General features: G+C 69.4%; 14 protein-coding genes, 1 tRNA gene, 1 pseudogene and 1 riboswitch. Of the genes and pseudogenes, 7 read left to right on the forward strand and 9 right to left on the reverse strand.

Going from position 1 to position 15549, the window contains the following annotated elements:
* Positions 1-421: 421 nt before the first annotated feature.
* Together MXD59_RS04935 and MXD59_RS04940 are read right to left on the reverse strand one after the other, a co-directional pair.
* On the reverse strand, positions 422-628 hold the full coding sequence (locus MXD59_RS04935; protein ID WP_163548270.1) for a DUF3073 domain-containing protein: 207 nt from the start codon (positions 626-628) through the stop codon (positions 422-424).
* A gap of 355 nt (positions 629-983) precedes the next feature.
* On the reverse strand, positions 984-2054 hold the full coding sequence (locus MXD59_RS04940) for a Glu/Leu/Phe/Val dehydrogenase dimerization domain-containing protein (protein WP_248823607.1): 1071 nt from the start codon (positions 2052-2054) through the stop codon (positions 984-986).
* A gap of 217 nt (positions 2055-2271) precedes the next feature.
* Here MXD59_RS04940 and MXD59_RS04945 point away from each other — a divergent pair, with 217 nt between their 5' ends.
* The 5 genes from MXD59_RS04945 to MXD59_RS04965 all read left to right on the forward strand — a co-directional run bounded on the left by MXD59_RS04945 (position 2272) and on the right by MXD59_RS04965 (position 5376).
* Positions 2272-3102, forward strand: a complete 831-nt coding sequence (locus MXD59_RS04945; RefSeq protein ID WP_163548268.1) for a DUF8083 family protein — start codon at positions 2272-2274, stop codon at positions 3100-3102.
* Positions 3103-3254: 152 nt separating this feature from the next.
* On the forward strand, positions 3255-3461 hold the full coding sequence (bldC, locus tag MXD59_RS04950; RefSeq protein ID WP_163548267.1) for a developmental transcriptional regulator BldC: 207 nt from the start codon (positions 3255-3257) through the stop codon (positions 3459-3461).
* 375 nt (positions 3462-3836) lie between these two features.
* Entirely contained in the window at positions 3837-4688 is an 852-nt protein-coding gene (locus tag MXD59_RS04955) for a hypothetical protein (protein ID WP_248823608.1), read from the forward strand.
* 134 nt (positions 4689-4822) lie between these two features.
* A tRNA-Glu gene (locus tag MXD59_RS04960) sits at positions 4823-4898 on the forward strand.
* Between the two features lie 265 nt (positions 4899-5163).
* The gene (locus tag MXD59_RS04965) at positions 5164-5376 is read left to right on the forward strand and encodes a hypothetical protein (RefSeq protein ID WP_248823609.1); all 213 of its coding nucleotides are present in this window, start codon (positions 5164-5166) and stop codon (positions 5374-5376) included.
* Positions 5377-5552: 176 nt separating this feature from the next.
* Here MXD59_RS04965 and MXD59_RS04970 read toward each other — a convergent pair whose 3' ends face one another.
* Positions 5553-6248, reverse strand: a complete 696-nt coding sequence (locus MXD59_RS04970) for a FadR/GntR family transcriptional regulator (protein WP_248823610.1) — start codon at positions 6246-6248, stop codon at positions 5553-5555.
* 424 nt (positions 6249-6672) lie between these two features.
* On the opposite strand from MXD59_RS04970, the gene MXD59_RS27720 reads away from it, so the two are divergent.
* Both MXD59_RS27720 and MXD59_RS27725 read left to right on the forward strand, forming a co-directional pair.
* Positions 6673-7467 (forward strand): hydroxymethylglutaryl-CoA lyase-like TIM-barrel protein, encoded by a 795-nt coding sequence (locus MXD59_RS27720; protein ID WP_248823611.1) that lies wholly within the window; start codon positions 6673-6675, stop codon positions 7465-7467.
* Positions 7386-8003, forward strand: a complete 618-nt coding sequence (locus tag MXD59_RS27725) for an alpha-isopropylmalate synthase regulatory domain-containing protein (protein WP_504858337.1) — start codon at positions 7386-7388, stop codon at positions 8001-8003. The genes MXD59_RS27720 and MXD59_RS27725 overlap by 82 nt, the downstream gene beginning before the upstream one ends.
* A 1167-nt stretch (positions 8004-9170) precedes the next feature.
* On the opposite strand, the pseudogene MXD59_RS04985 reads toward MXD59_RS27725, so the two are convergent.
* From MXD59_RS04985 to MXD59_RS05010, 6 genes and pseudogenes are all read right to left on the reverse strand, one after another.
* Positions 9171-9431, reverse strand: a pseudogene (locus MXD59_RS04985) (transposase); the annotation flags it as partial.
* Positions 9432-9565: 134 nt separating this feature from the next.
* Entirely contained in the window at positions 9566-10126 is a 561-nt protein-coding gene (locus MXD59_RS04990) for a DUF7676 family protein (protein WP_248811854.1), read from the reverse strand.
* Positions 10123-12138, reverse strand: a complete 2016-nt coding sequence (locus MXD59_RS04995; protein WP_248811853.1) for an ATP-binding cassette domain-containing protein — start codon at positions 12136-12138, stop codon at positions 10123-10125. The genes MXD59_RS04990 and MXD59_RS04995 overlap by 4 nt, the downstream gene beginning before the upstream one ends.
* On the reverse strand, positions 12138-13265 hold the full coding sequence (locus tag MXD59_RS05000; protein WP_248823613.1) for a FecCD family ABC transporter permease: 1128 nt from the start codon (positions 13263-13265) through the stop codon (positions 12138-12140). The genes MXD59_RS04995 and MXD59_RS05000 overlap by 1 nt, the downstream gene beginning before the upstream one ends.
* A gap of 10 nt (positions 13266-13275) precedes the next feature.
* Positions 13276-14595: an ABC transporter substrate-binding protein gene (locus tag MXD59_RS05005; protein WP_248823614.1), complete on the reverse strand. Its 1320-nt coding sequence runs from the start codon at positions 14593-14595 to the stop codon at positions 13276-13278.
* Positions 14596-14625: 30 nt separating this feature from the next.
* Positions 14626-14816, reverse strand: a riboswitch (cobalamin riboswitch).
* 195 nt (positions 14817-15011) lie between these two features.
* Positions 15012-15230, reverse strand: coding sequence for a CbtB domain-containing protein (locus tag MXD59_RS05010; protein ID WP_248811850.1), 219 nt, complete (start codon positions 15228-15230; stop codon positions 15012-15014).
* Positions 15231-15549 lie beyond the last annotated feature (319 nt).

Raw genomic sequence — 15549 nt, forward strand, 5'->3', positions numbered from 1 at the left:
GCCTGGTGAGGCGGATGCCGGATCAGTGATCCCGGGAACCGGCTGCCCATCGATCGAACCTGAGACGCCAGTCAGGCACACGGAACCCGGCCGCCCCAAGATGTCGTCGGCCACGGGAGATCGTCGGCCACGGGACGCCGATGTCAGTCTGCGCAGGGCCGCCGCACGCTGGACTTTCGTCGTGAGGCAGGCGCGCGAGATCACCATGTGGGTGCGCCATCTGGCCGCCGGGCAGGGCGCTACTGGCAGGCCTGAAAACGCCCGCGCAAAGCACCGACCGGGGGCCGCGCCGTGACCTGGGTCAGGTCAGGACAGCACCGCACGAAAGTGGTCGTCCGGGCCGGAGCCTGGACGACCACCATCATCAGCGACCGCACCATGGTGAGCCAACCGTGGTGGGACGGTTGCCGGCGTGACGCTGTCAGCGCGACGAGTGACGATCGTCCTCGTCGTCTGCATAGGCGTCGTAGCCGTAATCGTCGTCGACGTACGTCTCGTCGCTGTTGTTCTCGCGCGTCGAGCCCGCGCCCAGATCCGCCTTCAATCGGTCGAGATCCATATTGGGCGAGTTGTACTTGAGCTCGCGGGCGACTTTCGTCTGCTTGGCCTTAGCTCGGCCGCGCCCCATGGCTCGACCCCCTCGAACATGACGACGGGGACCCGCCCCGGTGCTCTCACTGTCTCGTGCTTCCCGAGACTACAGGGATCGGAGGCCTCGCGGCACGCCAACCCGACACTTGCCTGCCCTCGGACAAGATGTCCACGATCGGAAGCGCTTCGTGAAGCTGCCTGTCCTGCGGCCTGTGTGCGGGATCGCCGCCGCTCGCAGGCACCGCCGACGTGCGTCACAGTCGGCCAGGATGTGATCACAGTCACGTTCCGGTGATGCCGAGAGGCGGCCCCGTGGAGTTCGGGGCGGGGCGGCCCCCACCGCCCGACGGGGGAGGTGCGGGGCCGCACGCCGATGGCCGGGTGGTGGCCGCTCAGGGCAGCAGGAAGCGACGAAGTCGGCCGACCTGGGTCATCCGGTGCTCGGCGATCTGTTCGGCAGCCTCGACCGTGGTGAGCCCCTCCTCCGCCGCGAGCCGCAGCACCTCGGCGGTCGTGTCGAAGATGCGGGCGGCGCGGGCGCGGGCCCGATCGGGGGAGTACCCCTCGATCTCGTCCGCGACCTGGATCAGCCCGCCGGCGTTGACGACGAAGTCGGGCGCGTAGAGCACGCCGGCCTTCGTGAGTTCGGTACCGATGTCGGGCGTGGCGAGCTGGTTGTTCGCGCCCCCGCAGACGATCGCCGCGCGCAGCCGGGCGACGGTCGTCGCGTTCAGCGCCCCCCCGAGGGCGCACGGAGCGTAGACGTCCAGGTCCTGGTCGAACAGGGCGTCCGGATGCCCGACGGTGCGGGCCGCGGGGAACTCGGCGGTGAGCCGGGCGAGCGCCGCCGGATCGAGGTCGGCCGCGACCACGGCGGCGCCGTCGGCCAGCAGATGCCCGACCAGACGCCGACCGACCTTGCCCACTCCGCTGACGCCGACCAGCCGTCCGGACAGGCTCGGCGTCCCCCACCGGTGGCGGGCGGCGGCGCGCATCCCCTCGAACACGCCGAAGGCGGTCAGGACACCCGAGTCGCCGGAGCCGCCGTGCTCGGGGGAACGTCCGGCCACCCAGCGGGTCTCCCGGGCGATGACGTCCATGTCGTTGACGTAGGTGCCGACATCGCAGGCGGTGACGTACCGTCCGCCCAGTGAGGCGATGTGGCGACCGTAGGCCCGCAGCAGCGGTTCGGACTTGTCCCGGTGCGGGTCGCCGATGATGACGGCCTTGCCGCCGCCGAGGTCCAGGCCCGCGCACGCGGCCTTGTAGGCCATCGCGCGGGACAGGGCGAGCGCGTCGGCGAGCGCGTGTTCGTCGTCGACGTAGGGATGGAACCGGGTGCCGCCCAGAGCCGGCCCGAGGGCGGTCGAGTAGACGGCGATGATCGCGCGTAGTCCGCTGGTCGGATCCGAGCACAACAGCACCTGTTCGTGCTCGGAGACGGCGTCGAACAACGACGGCATGATGCACCTCCTGGCGGGGTCGGCCAGGCAGGTCGGCCCACCGGGCACCCTACGGCTCCGGTAGGCCGGACGGGCTGCCCGTTGACGTGCCAGGATCGAGCCATGCCAGGTTCCAGGGCATCCGGGTGGGTGTCGTCCGCGGCGCCCCGGTGCCGGCAGCATCCGGCGGGTCGGCGGCATGCGTGGTGTTGGCCGCGTTCGGTCGCGAGGAGCTGACGTGCCCATCGTGTCACCCGCGTCGTATCTGCGCGTGTATGAGCCGCTTGCCGCCTTCTCGGCAGCCGAGCGCAGTCGCTGGCAGCGTTACGCGGCCGCGGGGCCGCCCTCGCGTCGGGCCGGTTCCCGCAGCGAACGCGTCGTCTCGCTGCTGGCCGCCGTCCGGCCGACCCTGGATGTCGCGGACGAGTCGGCGTTCGTGCAGTGGATCGACGGGCTGATGTTCGTCTGCCCCTGGTCGACGCAGCTGCGGGTGTGGCAGTCGGCGCTGGAGTTCCGGTCCGTCCTGCCCGACCGGGTCGCGGAGGCGTTCCTGCCGCGGCGGATCACCGACCCGGCCGAGGTGGAGCTCGATCGCTGGAAGTCCCGGCGCCCGACGCTGAAGGTCCACGTCCAGTCGTGCACCTGGATGGTGCCGCCGCCCTGGTTCCTGCTGTTCGACCCGGCCGAGCGGTCCCTGGTCACCGGGGACACCGCCGAACGGTCGATGATCTACCGGACCACGATGAGCCTCGCCCGGCGGCGGGCGGCCCGGGCCGTCGAGTCGGTGGAGACCCTGCGCGCGGCCTCCTCCGAGGGGCCCACCGTGGAAGGGGTCGGCGATCTGGCCCGTTGGCTGGGGTCCTTCCATCCGCAGAGCAGGGTCGAACTGGACTACGACGGGCTAGTTGACCTGCTCGACGACGACATGCTTAGGCGCGACAGCTCCGTAGAGGACATCGTGGAGGCAGTCGGTGCGTTACGCCGTGGGCGAACAGATCTTGCGGCGGAGGCCTACGAGCGCGTCCTGGTTCGCTGGAGACCCCTGCAAGCACGGGAATCTGCAAGCTGAACGACGCATTCGGTTAACACAGAGTCGCCGTCGGCTTCGGACGAGCTGTGACTAGTCAGCAGATGGTCCTGACGTGCCATGTCCGAAATGCCCCCGAAGGATGCACGATCTGTATGGGACGGAGCGACGCTCTGTGACGGGAGGCCAACACAATGACGACACGTACGCCGGACGCCGAGCCGTTGCTGACTCCGGCCGAGGTAGCGACCATGTTTCGGGTTGACCCGAAGACCGTTACCCGGTGGGCGAAGGCAGGCAAGCTCACGTCGATTCGGACCCTGGGCGGGCACCGCCGGTACCGGGAGGCCGAGGTGCGCGCCCTTCTGAAGGGGGTCCCAAGCCTGGGAGGCGATATCTAGAGCACGCATGCGTTGACGTGTGACGGCACTGGTTGGAGACGCCGTCCGCGCCACCCACGAGCGGCCTGAGCGCCGTGCGTCGGAGTGCGGACGATCGGCCTGGGCGTGATGGGACGCCCGAGGTCGAGACGTGTTTCTCCGCGCGCCGACGTCACACGTGTGAGGACCACCTGAGCACCGGGAGGGCACAGGGTGGACCTTTTGGGGAACCGACGGACGGTTCGAGGACCGTCCGTCGGTCTCATCCCGCGTACGCCCGGCAGCGTCCAGGCCTGGGTAGGTGCGCGGCATCACCGGGAAGGCATCGCGCTTCGATGACACCGGGAGACACGGTGATCCAGGGATGGGCGGAGCCGTGCTCGAACGGTGGGCGTCGTGAGTGATGCCGCTCGGTCTACGGTGCGTTCCGCGGTGCCCGGCTTCCTGCCGAGCACCCGGGCGTTCCGGTTCACCAACAGCTTCGCCCCCGAGCCGCTGCTCACCCTCGCGCTGCCCCGGCAGGTCGGCTTCGTCCTGCCCGGTCCGCCGGCCGGGCGGCCCGCCCTCGGTGTCGGCGATGCCAGCCGCGGGCTCTGCGGTGGCATGATCTTCGCCGTCCGGGATCTGTTCGAGGCCGGCCTGGCGCCGCCCTTGGACGTGGAACCGCCGCGTCGTGGCTCACCTCTGTACGCCTACCTGGTCCGCCGCCTGTTCGCGAGCTTCGACCTGCCCCGCGGCGTCCTGCGCTACTACGGGCTGATGCGGGCCCCCGACGAACGTCCGGCCAGCCGCCGGTGGCCGCTGCCGGGCCAGCCGGGTGCGCCGGGTCGCCCCGGTGGGGCCGCGCGCAGCCTGCCGCGGGAGTGGCCGCGGATCCGCCTTGATCTCGACACCGGCCGGCTCGCCCCCCTCGGCATCATCACCGTCCACTCCGCCGACCCGCTCCAACTCGGCCTGAACCACCAGGTGCTTGCCTACGCCTACGAGCAGACCGGCACCATCGTGACCCTGCGCCTCTACGACCCGAACACTCCCCTGGACCGGGCGGACGACGTCACGATGTCCTTCGACCTCGCGGCTGTCGCCGTCGGTGCCAACCCCGCCGGTCCGGCCCGATCCGTTGCTCCGGCTGCTTCGGTCGCTCCGGCCATCAGCCATACGGTCGGCATCGGTGACCGGCCGATCCGCGCGCTGTTCCACAGCCGCTACCGCTGGATGGACCCACATCCGGCTCTGGGCGGCGGGTAGCACGACGAATCCGTACGTGGGTTTGTCTGCTGGCCAGGCCGTCCCCTATGCTGGCAGTGCTTTACAGGATCGATCGTCAGGTGGACCCGGGCCATCAGGTGGGTTCAGAACCACCCAAGCGTCGATCACTGCCCGCCCCCATCGTCTAGTGGCCCAGGACGTCGCCCTTTCAAGGCGGTAGCACGGGTTCGAATCCCGTTGGGGGCACCATCCGTATTTGTGTAGCTACTGAAGGTAGCTGATCGAGATACCTTCGACCAGCACCGATAGCGATAGCCGATTCGTTCGGTTACCCCAAGCTCGCAGCAGGCCCGTGCTGTTTGTTCGTTATGCGCGATTTTCGCTGCATGGGTTCGTTTCCTGGGTGCGGAGTTCCAGGACCGCCTGGTAGGGCCACGGGGTAGACGCTGCGTAGCGGAGGGTGTCCCTACCGGCTCGCCGCAGCCACTCGCGCCCTCGTGTGCAGGGCCGCTAGATGATATTGCCTGCCTGTGGACGCGTCGCGCACCGGTTCGATCCGGAGCTCGCTGTCCGGATCATCTGCTGGTTCCCGGCTGACGACCATGTCGTGCTCGCCTTGATCGGTTTCGGCAAGAAGGCGGTCGGCGACGTGTTCCACGCCAGCGCCGCCACCCGTGGCGAAGCGCTCGTCGACGCCTGGCTACGCCAGCAGGGAGGCACCCCGTGACCGACAACAACACGACCGACGGCGACATCACCTTCATCCGCGGCAACGACCGTATCCGTCAGCTCGCCCAGAGATCCGACATCGCCGGTGAGGTCGCCCAGATCCGGGCCGACATGGCCGACGCCGACCGCACCCACGCGATGGGCTTGGCCGCGCGTTGCGCCAGGCCTCACTACTCACGTCCTCGGTGCTCGGAGCAGGGCCAGAGTCTGCTCGAGTTCGGCTCGCAGGATCTCGCTGGCTCGCTCGCCATCTCCGACAACCACGGCGTCGACGAGGGCGGCATGCGCCGCGTCGCCGTGGTTGACGTCGGCGGCGCGGAGACCCAGCAACTCAACCAGTTCGATGAGCCCTCGGCGCAGAGTGGGAACGAACTCCGTGAACAGCCCGTCGAGCACCGGGTTGCGTGCGGCTGCGACAACGGCCACGTGCAGGGCGATGTCGGCATCGACGAAGGCCTCGTCGCTGCCGGTCGCCGCCTCCCGTCTTCGGTCGAGAGCTTCTCGCAAGGAGTTCATCTCCAGGTCGGTGCGCCGCTGCGCGGCCAGCCGCACCGCCTGTACCTCCATGAGCATCCGCACCTCGTAGATGTCCGCCACCGCGGCGCGGCGCAGCACTTCTCGCCAGTCCTGTGTCGGCTCCATAGCGATGACGAACACGCCGGCTCCCTGTCGGGACTGCACCAGACCCGCTCCGGAGAGTGCGCGCAGCGCCTCGCGAACGGTGGAGCGTCCGACTCCAAGGGTCGCCGCAAGCGTGGTCTCCCCAGGCAGTCGGGTACCGACGGGCCACTCGCCGCTGGTGATCTGTTCACGTAGGCGCCGTGTCGCCTGGTCAACCAGCGACGTTGGACGCAACACGCCAAGAGCCATCGAATCCCACAGGTTGTCGGAGGAGCTGAGGTGTGGGATATGCTACTACCGTGACGCCGGGCGTGTGGCTGCTTCTTCTCCGCCGCGGCGGAGCCTGACGCGACCGGCGCCCCGCCGCGGTGGAGTGTCGTGCCGCCGGTCGACCATGTAGGACCGAGCCCGAAAGGCCGCCACTCCATGTCCGATCACGCGACCATGGCGCATTCTGCGGCGGCACAGGCCGACGCTTCACCAGCCCCCGCCTCCCTCGCCACTATGATCAGCTTTCCCACACTGATCCGCCCCCAGGGCACGGTGCCGGCACACGCGCCGAGGTGGAACCCGCAGCGCCCCAACTCCATGCCCAACCAGCGGTACAAGCCCATCCACGAACGAGTGGAGCTGCCAGGAATCGACCCATCCAGTCGGACCTGGCCGATGCGCCGTGTCGACACCGCACCGCTGTGGGTTCGTCGCGACGGCACCGGTATGGCGGCAGGTCGTCCTCGGCCGTGACCGTGCGGACCTGCTGGCGCTGGCACGTGACGCCGCGGGGCACATGGCCCGGCTCGCCGAGGTTCCGGGCTGCCCGGATGTCCGCTTCCAGTTCTCCCCCGAGGTCTTCAACGCGACCGAGCCTGACTTCGCGCTGGAGATCTGTAACACTCTGACCGCACTGTGGGATGCCTGTCCGCAACGACCGGTCATCCACAATCTGCCGGCGACGGTCGAGATCTCCACCCCGAACATCTACGCGGACCAGATCGAGTACATGCACCGCGGTCTGGACCGCCGGGAGTCGGTGATCCTGTCCGTCCACCCGCACAACGACCGCGGCACCGGTGTCGCGTGCGCGGAGCTGGCGTTGCTCGCCGGCGCGCAGCGGGTCGAAGGCTGCCTGTTTGGAAACGGTGAGCGCACCGGCAACGTCGACCTGGTCACCCTTGCCCTCAACCTTTACTCCCAGGGCGTCAACCCGATGATCGACTTCTCGGACATCGATGTTGTCCGGGAGACCGTCGAGCATTGCAACCGGATGCCGGTCCACCCACGCCATCCCTACGGTGGCGAGCTGGCCTACACCGCTTTCTCCGGAACCCACCAGGACGCGATCAGCAAGGGGCTGGCACATCACAGGCCCGCGCCGCCGAGCTCTCGGTGCCGACGGACCGGGCTCCGTGGGCTGTTCCGTACCTGCCGATCGACCCGGCGGACGTCGGGCGTACCTACGAGGCACTGATCCGCGTGAACAGCCAGTCCGGCAAAGGTGGCATCGCCCACCTGCTGAACCTGCACTACGGCCTGGAACTTCCCAGGAGCCTGCAGGTCGACTTCGCCCAGGCCGCGCAGCAGACCGCGGATCGCGACGGCAGGGAGCTCGCGCCCAAGGAGTTGTGGGAGATGTTCCAGACTCGCTACCTGGCTCCGGTGTATGACGGGCCGGTCGTTCTGTCCGCCTGGCGGACCATCGAGGTGGCTGCGGGTGAACACGAGTTCGTTGCCGAGCTGTCACTCTCCGGCAATGAGACGCAGGCCAGAGGGACCGGCAACGGTCCGCTCGCGGCGCTGACAGCGATGCTCGCCGGAATCGGTATCGAGGCGGAAATCGTCGCCTACAGCGAACATGCTGTGGACCGTGCCGGGACCAGTCTCGCGACGGCCTACGTCCAGATCAGCCAGGACGGAACGGAAAGCTGGGGCGTTGGGCAGGACACCTCCGTGCTCACCGCCTCGATCCACGCCGTCATCGCCGCGGTCAACCGCCCGCCGCGATAGCCGGACTGCGATAGCCAGCCCCTGTCTCTGGGGGCCGGCCATCGCCATGTGCAGGACCTGCTGACAGCCCGCGGGGCCGGGCATGGAGCCACCAACGGCGGCGCTCAGCCCGGGCCGGCGCAGTCCCAGCTCGGCGGACTGTTACCTTGAGTAGTTATCTGGTTTTGCAATACGCCGTCGTCCACCAGGCCCCGTACCAGCCCATAGGCAGTGCGCGCCTTGATGGATCCGGTGATGTTGTAGCTTTCCAGCTTTAGATCTATCCGACGAGGCTGCCCTTGGACAGAGATCTCAATGGGCTTGATTGGAGTGGTCCCAGCAGGGTTTCGAATCGATCCAGCAGATACCCAAAATGCTCTAAAGTCTGGCCAGGCATTTGCGTTCTGCTCCCATCTTTCCGGAAGTCTGGGCAGTGAATTTGACGGGGGCTACCGGCCTTCTTTCAGTGGGGCCGCATAGACAATCCAGTTATCGTGCCGGTGTGGATAGGGTCGGAAGTCCCCATGCGGCGGGTCGTCCCGTGAGACCCGTCGGAGATCGAGAATTTTCCAGTCCGTGAACAGTGCCGCCATCTCATCCTCGGTGTAGTATCGGAAAAAAGTGTCCCGGTAGGCGAAGGTGTGCTCCGCGATTTGCTACGCCTTCGCCGTAGGTGCCGTCCTCGATGGTGAAGGCGTTGGCGATAAACAGGCCGCCTGCACGGAGCAGGCGGCGCGCTTCGGCTACCAGGTCGGCCGGGTCCGCGACCTGACCGAAGACGACGGCCATTCGGATCACTAACGCTGTGTCTCAGAGCGATCAACGCCGTCACGGCAGAATCTGACCCGATCTCGAAGACCTTAAATTAGAAGTCGCCGTCCTCCACAGCCACATTCGCCGCCGTCGTCTTCGTCCTCCGCCCAATGAGCCGGCGGTAAGCATTTCGACACGTCATCGGTGGTCCGCTTCCGCTCGCCTTCCTGACTCACACCTGACGCGCTGACAGCGCGCCTTTTCCGCGACGCTCACCACCCCGGCTCTTGACCGGCGCAGCTCGCGGTGGTTTGCGGCCTCCTCCTGCAAGGCGGCCACGGAGGGGCCAATCCTCCATCTCCCATACAGCACCATTCCGCACTGCCGGGTCTACCAGACCGGCGCCACCTCACGTTCGTGACACACGAAGGCGGTCGCTTTTGAGAGGAACTCGCGCTCCATCCGGAGTTCCCGGTTCCCTTTCTCCAGCTCGCGGAGCCGGGCCCGTTCGGACATCGACAGCGGTTCTTCCTCGTTTTGGTGCGCCCGCCGCCAGGTCGCGACCCAGCTCCCCAGTATTCCCTCGTTGATACCGAGATCCTTCGCGACCGCCGAGGTGGGGCGGCCCGAATCGATGACGAGTTTCACTGCCTCGTCCTTGTACTCGGGCGTGAACCGCCTCCGCGACTGACTCATTGATCTCCTCCGCTCGCGGATCAATTATCCCTCATATGGATCACTGTCCGAAGAACGGGGACCACCTCAGCCAACGTGCGTGCGCCCCGCACGTTACGGACCGGCCGGCTTTCATGCAGGGCGGCTCCGGGTGGTCAGCCGTGGTGGAAGCCGGTGCCGGTGCGGTCGAGCGGGTCGGGGTCGAGGTCGAGGTGGGTGGCGCGGAGGTGGTCCCAGGCGGCGAGGCGGGTGAAGTCGGGTGGGTCGAGTGGCTGCTGGACGTCGCTGAGGAACGGGTTGGGCAGGAAGACTGTCGTCATCTGCTCGCCGATGCCGTTGATCATGCGGAAGGCCCAGCTCATCGGGATGCCGCCCGGGTCGAGGCGGCGGTAGAGCTCGGCGCGGGCGCAGCGGCGGGCCCGGCCGAGTTCGGGGCCGCTGGCGGTGTGCTCGCCGATGCACAGGTGGAAGTGCCAGCGGCCCAGGTCGATGGTGGCGTAGCCGTCGTACATCGAGATCCGTCGGGCCGGCTGCTCGGTGGTGATCTCCCAGGCGGCGCCCTGGACGAGGACCCCGAAGCTGATATGGGCCCACTGTTCGGTGAACAGATAGGTGAGGATGTCGAGCAGGGTGTGCTCGTCGGTGGGCAGCTCGAACAGGTGCAGGGTGCCGGTGCCGAACTCCTCGACGGTCCGGTAGCCGGCCGCGGTGGTCATGGTTTCTCCGTTCGCTGTCGCCCGCCGCGAGGGTGCCCGGCGGCGGGTGCGTGGGTCAGTGGGCAGTCCGCGCAGGTGCCGCCGGTCGGGGTGCGGTAGTAGAGGCAGCAGCTTCGGCGCAGGAAGGTGGTCAGGTCCGGGGTGCCGTCGGCATGGTGGCGGTAGTGGGCGGCGCCGGACAGCGGCGGTGTGGCGAGGACGGTGTCGACGAGTCGACCGAGCCGGCGGGCCCGGTCGCGGACCTCGCTGGGGGTCTGCTGTGGCCCGTCGTGGGTATGGGTCGTGATCTCGCGGTCGAGGATGCGGGTGGCGCCGACGAGCGCGGAGGCGGCGTTGCCCCAGAGCAGGCCGGGGGCGATGCGGGTCTCGGTGCGCAGCGCGGCGGCCAGGGGGCGCAGGTGGCCGTCGATGACCGCCGCGATCAGCAGCCTGGCGGCGGTGGCGAGATCGTCCGGGTCGGTGGGGGACCAGCCGTCGGGGTCGGTGAGCAGCAGGCGGATGGGTGAACTGGTCACCGAGATGATTCCGAGCCGGTCGGCGGGCAGACCGGGGACGGTGCCACCACGTTCCCAGCAGCCGAGGGCGATCGACCACAGCCGGGCCGCGTAGCCGAGGAACAGGGTGGACGCGGCGACGCGCCGCTCGACGGTGCCCAGTCGTCCACCGAGCTCGTCGACGGCGGCGGCGAGGGGACCGCCGGGCCGGTACAACCCGTCGACCGGCGCCGACAGCGCACCACCTTCAGCCATGGCGCCCGAGGGGGTTGGGCCAGAGGGGGCCGGGGCGTGCGATGTGGCTGGTCGGGCCGGGGCCGTGAGCTCGACGGCGAAGTAGGGGCCGACGTCGGCCAGGCCCGCGAGGGTCGCCGTGGTGTGTGCAGGGTCGGCGTGGCGGGTGGACCAGCCGCTGTCGGGCCGTGCCGCGGTGTGGGAACGGATCCAGCGCAGCGCGGCCGGCAGGTCCGGCAACGAGGTGGTCAGGCCGTCGGCGGCGCCGTGGAACCCGGCGGGTGCCGCGATCGGGGCGATCTCCAGGTCGACGGGGCCGGTGGCGGTGATCTGCCATCCCTCGCGGCGCAGGGCGCGTTCGAGGGCGCCGACCATCGCGGTCGGCTCGGCCACCCGGTCGGGCCGTACCCGGGCGGTGCCGACGATCGGGGGGCGGGGGACGAAGGCGGCGGTGATCGGGTCGAAGTGGAGTTCGTCGCTGTCGAAGGTGGCGGCGATGCGGCCGTCGAGGATCAGTTCCTCGGGGCTCCCGGTGTGCAGCGTGCCGCCTGCGTCGAGCAGCCAGGTGGCGTCGGCGACGCGCAGGGCGAGTTCGAGGTCGTGGGTGGAGACGACGACGGCGAGGTCGCGGTCGCGGGCGAGTCGCCGTAGCAGTGCGGTCAGCGCCACCCGGGACGGTGCGTCGAGGAAGGCCGACGGCTCGTCGAGCAGGATCACCGACGGCTGCTGGGCGAGGGCGCGGGCGACGAACAGCCGTTGGCGTTCACCGTCGGACAGTTCGTCGAGGAGCCGGTCGGCGAGGGGCCTCGCGCCGACGGCGGTGATCGCCCAGTCGATGGTCTCCCGGTCGTGGTCGGTGAGCCGGCCGGTGAGGTCGGTGTGCGGGTGGCGGCCGAGGGCGACGAGGTCGCGGCCGCGGGCCAGGGGGATGTCGACCCGGTCGGTGAGCACGACGCCGATGCGGCGGGCCCGCTCCCGCGGGGTCAGGGCGGTGAGGTCCGCGCGGTCGAGGGTGATCCGGCCGGCCAGCGGTGGTTGCAGGCCGGCGAGGGTGCGCAGCAGGGTGGATTTGCCGGTGCCGTTCGGGCCGAGCAGGACGGTGAGCTCGCCGCGGCGGGCGAGCGCGGTCAGGCCGGTCAGCACGGCGGTGCGCCGTCGGCCGTGCCGGTAGCCGATGGTCAGACCGACCAGCCGCAGCCCGCCGGTCGTCGCCGGGTTGGCCAGGCCGGCGGGGTCGGTGGGGTCGATCGGGTCGGCCGGGTCGGGACGCTCGACGTCGGCCATCAGACGGTTCTCGCGACGGTAGAGCTGGCCCGCAGCAGCACCGCGATGACGATCGGCGCGCCGATCAGGGAGGCCACGATGTTGATCGGCAGCGCCAGACCGGTACCGGGCACCTGGGCGACGATCGAGCAGAACAGCGACACGACCGCCCCGGCGAGCGCGCAGGCGGGCAGCAGAACACGATGGTCGGCGGTGGCGAGCAGCCGGCGGGCCAGATGCGGCACGGCGATGCCGAGGAAGCTGATCGGGCCGCAGAACGCCGTCACCGTCCCGGCGAGCAGCGATGCGCCGAGCAGGGTGACAGTACGCAGCCGGCGGACGTGCACCCCCACGGTGCGGGCGTAGTTCTCCCCGAGCAGCAGGGCGTTGAGCGGCTTCATCGAACCGAGCGCGAGCAGCAGGCCGGCCCCGATCGTCGGCGCGAACACGACGAGGTCGCCGGGGGAGACCCCGGAGTAGCTGCCGAGCTGCCAGGTCCAGTACTGCAGGGCACGCTGCGGCGCGGTCCAGGTCAGCAGCAGCCCGATGAACGAGAACACCGCCGCGCCGACGATGACGCCGATGACGAGCAGGGTGACGACCGAGCGGACCCAGCGGGCGAGCAGCAGCACCGCGGACAGCACCACGGCCGCGCCCAGGGCACCGGCGGCGACGACCGCGACCCGCCCGGTACCGATGGCGCCGGCGGTGAACGCCCCCGCCGACCCGCCGGCACCGGTGACCACGAGGGCGACGCCGAGGCTCGCCCCGGCGCTCACCCCGAGCGAGTACGGATCGGCCAGCGGATTACCGAACAGGGTCTGCATCTGCAGGCCGGCCACCCCGAGGGCGGTACCGGCGAGCGCCGCCGTCGCCGCCCGTGGCAGCCGCACCTGTGTGATCACCACCGACCAGCGTGGATCGGTGGGGTCCGCGCCGACGAGCACCCGCAGGGTGTCCGGCAACGGCACCCACACCGAGCCGACCGCGACGGCGAGCAGGAACATCGCCGCGGTCGCGACGGCGAGGCCGAGCAGCGCGCCGACCGGCCGCCGCCTGGCCACGGCCGCAGGAGCACCGGTCGCCTGTGCGTCGACCGCCAGTCGATGATCGACGACGACGCCGCCGGCGGGCAGGCCCGCGGTCACGATGCCCGGCTCATGAGGTCAGCCGACGGTAGAAGGCGAACCGGTGGTCCTTCGCCAGGTCGGGATGCAGGATCGCGACGAGGTCGCCGAGGACGAGATCGGGGCCGGTGACCCCGCGTTCCCAGTAGTCGTTACCGCCACCAGGGCCGATCACCAGCGTGTTCGTCCACACCTGGCCGCCGGCGCGGGTCGCGGCCAGCGTGCCGTAACGGGAGTCCTCCTTCGTCGCGTCGCCGATCGTCTTCCACTCGCCGTCGGCGAGCCAGATCGGCGCGGACCCGGCCTTGGCATACACCGCCTCGAAGGCGAGTTCCAGGCTGCCGGTGTCGCGGGTGCCCGACCACGGGTAGCCGGCACCGGCGTCGGCGAGAAGCTTGCCGACGTAGCTGCCGCCCGAGGGCATGTACCAGGTGCCCTGGTACATCGAGCCCGGCAGGACGGCGACCGGCTGCTGACCGGCACCGCTGACCTTCGCGGCGATCGCGGTGTAGTCGCCGGCGATCCGGTCGAAGACCTTGCCGGCCTTCTCCTCGTCGCCGGTGAGCGCGGCCATCACCTTGATCCATTCGGCGCGGCCGAGTGGGTCGCCCTCCAGCCATTCGGCGTTGGCGACGACCGGGACCCCGCCGCGCCGGATGGCGGCGTAGTCCGGTGAGTCGGTGCCGTCGGTCATCAGCACGTCCGGCCGGCCGGTGACGACCTTCTCGACGTTGATCTTCCCGCCGGCGGCGTACTCGGTGACCCTGCCCTCGGTGATCAGGCGGCGGATGTCGGCGTTGACGACGCTGGCGGCGCTGGCCACCCCGGTCAGGGTGTCGGTGCGGTCCAGGTCGACGAGCAGCGGCAGATGGGTCGTCGATCCCGAGTACAGGCTGCGGATCGGCACCTCGATCCGTGGCGCTGATCCGAGCGCGCCGGTGAGCGTCGGCGCGGGCGCGCCGCAGTGCACCAGCACATAGGACTCGGGCCGGCCATCCGGGTAGGGCTGTTTGACGGTGAGTACCTGATAGCTCTGGTGATAGCTGATCGTGACGTTTCGGGCGTGGCTGAACGTCGATTTGACCGGGAAGTAGTCGGTGTCCTGCCTGAAGTCGGTGATGCAGCCGCGGGCGTCGGTTCCGCCCGCCGACCCCGGGTCGTCGTCCCCGCAGGCACCGAGGGACACCGCGGCAAGGAGCGCGGCGAGGACAGCGACCAGCGGCCGGACGCCACCACGGCAGCGGCGCGCCCACCTCGGCGACCGCGCAGGGGACGGATCGGATCTCCCGGGCTCGCCGCGGTGGCGTCGTCCGGCATCGATGGGAAGAAAAAGGTATGTCGGCGCGCGCACGCGGACCGCCTCTCCAACACCTCGTGGAAGGGTCACTCGGATGCCGTGGCCGGTCTCCTGGCTGACGGGTAAGCCTTCCCCGGCCCGCCTTCCCAGGCGCAACAGCAGCCCAGTGACTCCACGCGGACGACGTGGAAAAGGCCGGGAAATCCCGATCACAGTGGCGAGGGCCGCGCCGGCCTGTCACCGGCTTCCCGAACACCACGACATGGCAAAAATATGCTGAAAATTATCTGCCCGCAAGAAGTACTGGCTGATTGTGCTGCTATCACCCGGAATTTCTGCCGGTCAGTGAACCAAATGCCGGAAGAATGCCGAAGCAGGGAGATGGCCGGCCAGAACGCGAGTCATCGGGAAGGGAAACCAGCCCGGTCTCGTGGCGCGACCGCCGCCGCATCCGCGTCGTCAACCCCTGCTCAGTGGCAGGGGAAGCCGAGGAAGTGACGCGCGTCATGGACGAACTCGTGGATATGCGTATCCGAGCCGAACATCGACGTGGCGCCCTGATCGACTCCGATGAAGTAGAGCAGTAGCAGCGACAGCAGCGCGGTCAGGCCCAAGGCCGCCGCTCGAGCCGTCAGCGGGAAGGAGATCGACCGATGCCGCGACTGCGGATCGGCGATGGGTGTCGTCATAGGTGCCCCCTGGGATTGTGCGTCCCGACTGGTTGGACTGCTGGTGCTCGGGTCTGACTCCCGCCCCGCCGCCCCGAAGGACGGACGGGCCGGTCACAGTGGCGCAACCGTGCCGGGATTTCACCGGCTTCCTCGCACAAGCAATCGGATTATCTGGTTTCCACCGGGTTCCTGTCAACAACTGAGAACAGAACGGACAATGTGGCCAGCCGGCTCGGTGTGACCGGAGCGGGCAGGTTCGACGGGAACCCTGGGGTCGCGCCACGGCCACCGGGCTGGGGCCGATCATCGCGGGGTGGGCTTCTGGGATCCCGCAAGG

It is taken from the genome of Frankia umida (assembly GCF_023242945.1).
Taxonomy (GTDB): Bacteria; Actinomycetota; Actinomycetes; order Frankiales; family Frankiaceae; genus Frankia; species Frankia umida.

What these genes read in the sequence shown, in the direction of transcription:
- MXD59_RS04935 (WP_163548270.1), bottom strand. Translation starts at nt 628, where the DNA reads ATGGGGCGCGGCCGAGCTAAGGCCAAGCAGACGAAAGTCGCCCGCGAG.
- MXD59_RS04990 (WP_248811854.1), bottom strand. Translation starts at nt 10,126, where the DNA reads ATGACCACCGCGGCCGGCTACCGGACCGTCGAGGAGTTCGGCACCGGC.
- MXD59_RS04970 (WP_248823610.1), bottom strand. Translation starts at nt 6,248, where the DNA reads ATGGCTCTTGGCGTGTTGCGTCCAACGTCGCTGGTTGACCAGGCGACA.
- MXD59_RS04965 (WP_248823609.1), top strand. Translation starts at nt 5,164, where the DNA reads ATGATATTGCCTGCCTGTGGACGCGTCGCGCACCGGTTCGATCCGGAG.
- MXD59_RS05010 (WP_248811850.1), bottom strand. Translation starts at nt 15,230, where the DNA reads ATGACGACACCCATCGCCGATCCGCAGTCGCGGCATCGGTCGATCTCC.
- MXD59_RS04940 (WP_248823607.1), bottom strand. Translation starts at nt 2,054, where the DNA reads ATGCCGTCGTTGTTCGACGCCGTCTCCGAGCACGAACAGGTGCTGTTG.
- bldC (WP_163548267.1), top strand. Translation starts at nt 3,255, where the DNA reads ATGACGACACGTACGCCGGACGCCGAGCCGTTGCTGACTCCGGCCGAG.
- MXD59_RS04995 (WP_248811853.1), bottom strand. Translation starts at nt 12,138, where the DNA reads ATGGCCGACGTCGAGCGTCCCGACCCGGCCGACCCGATCGACCCCACC.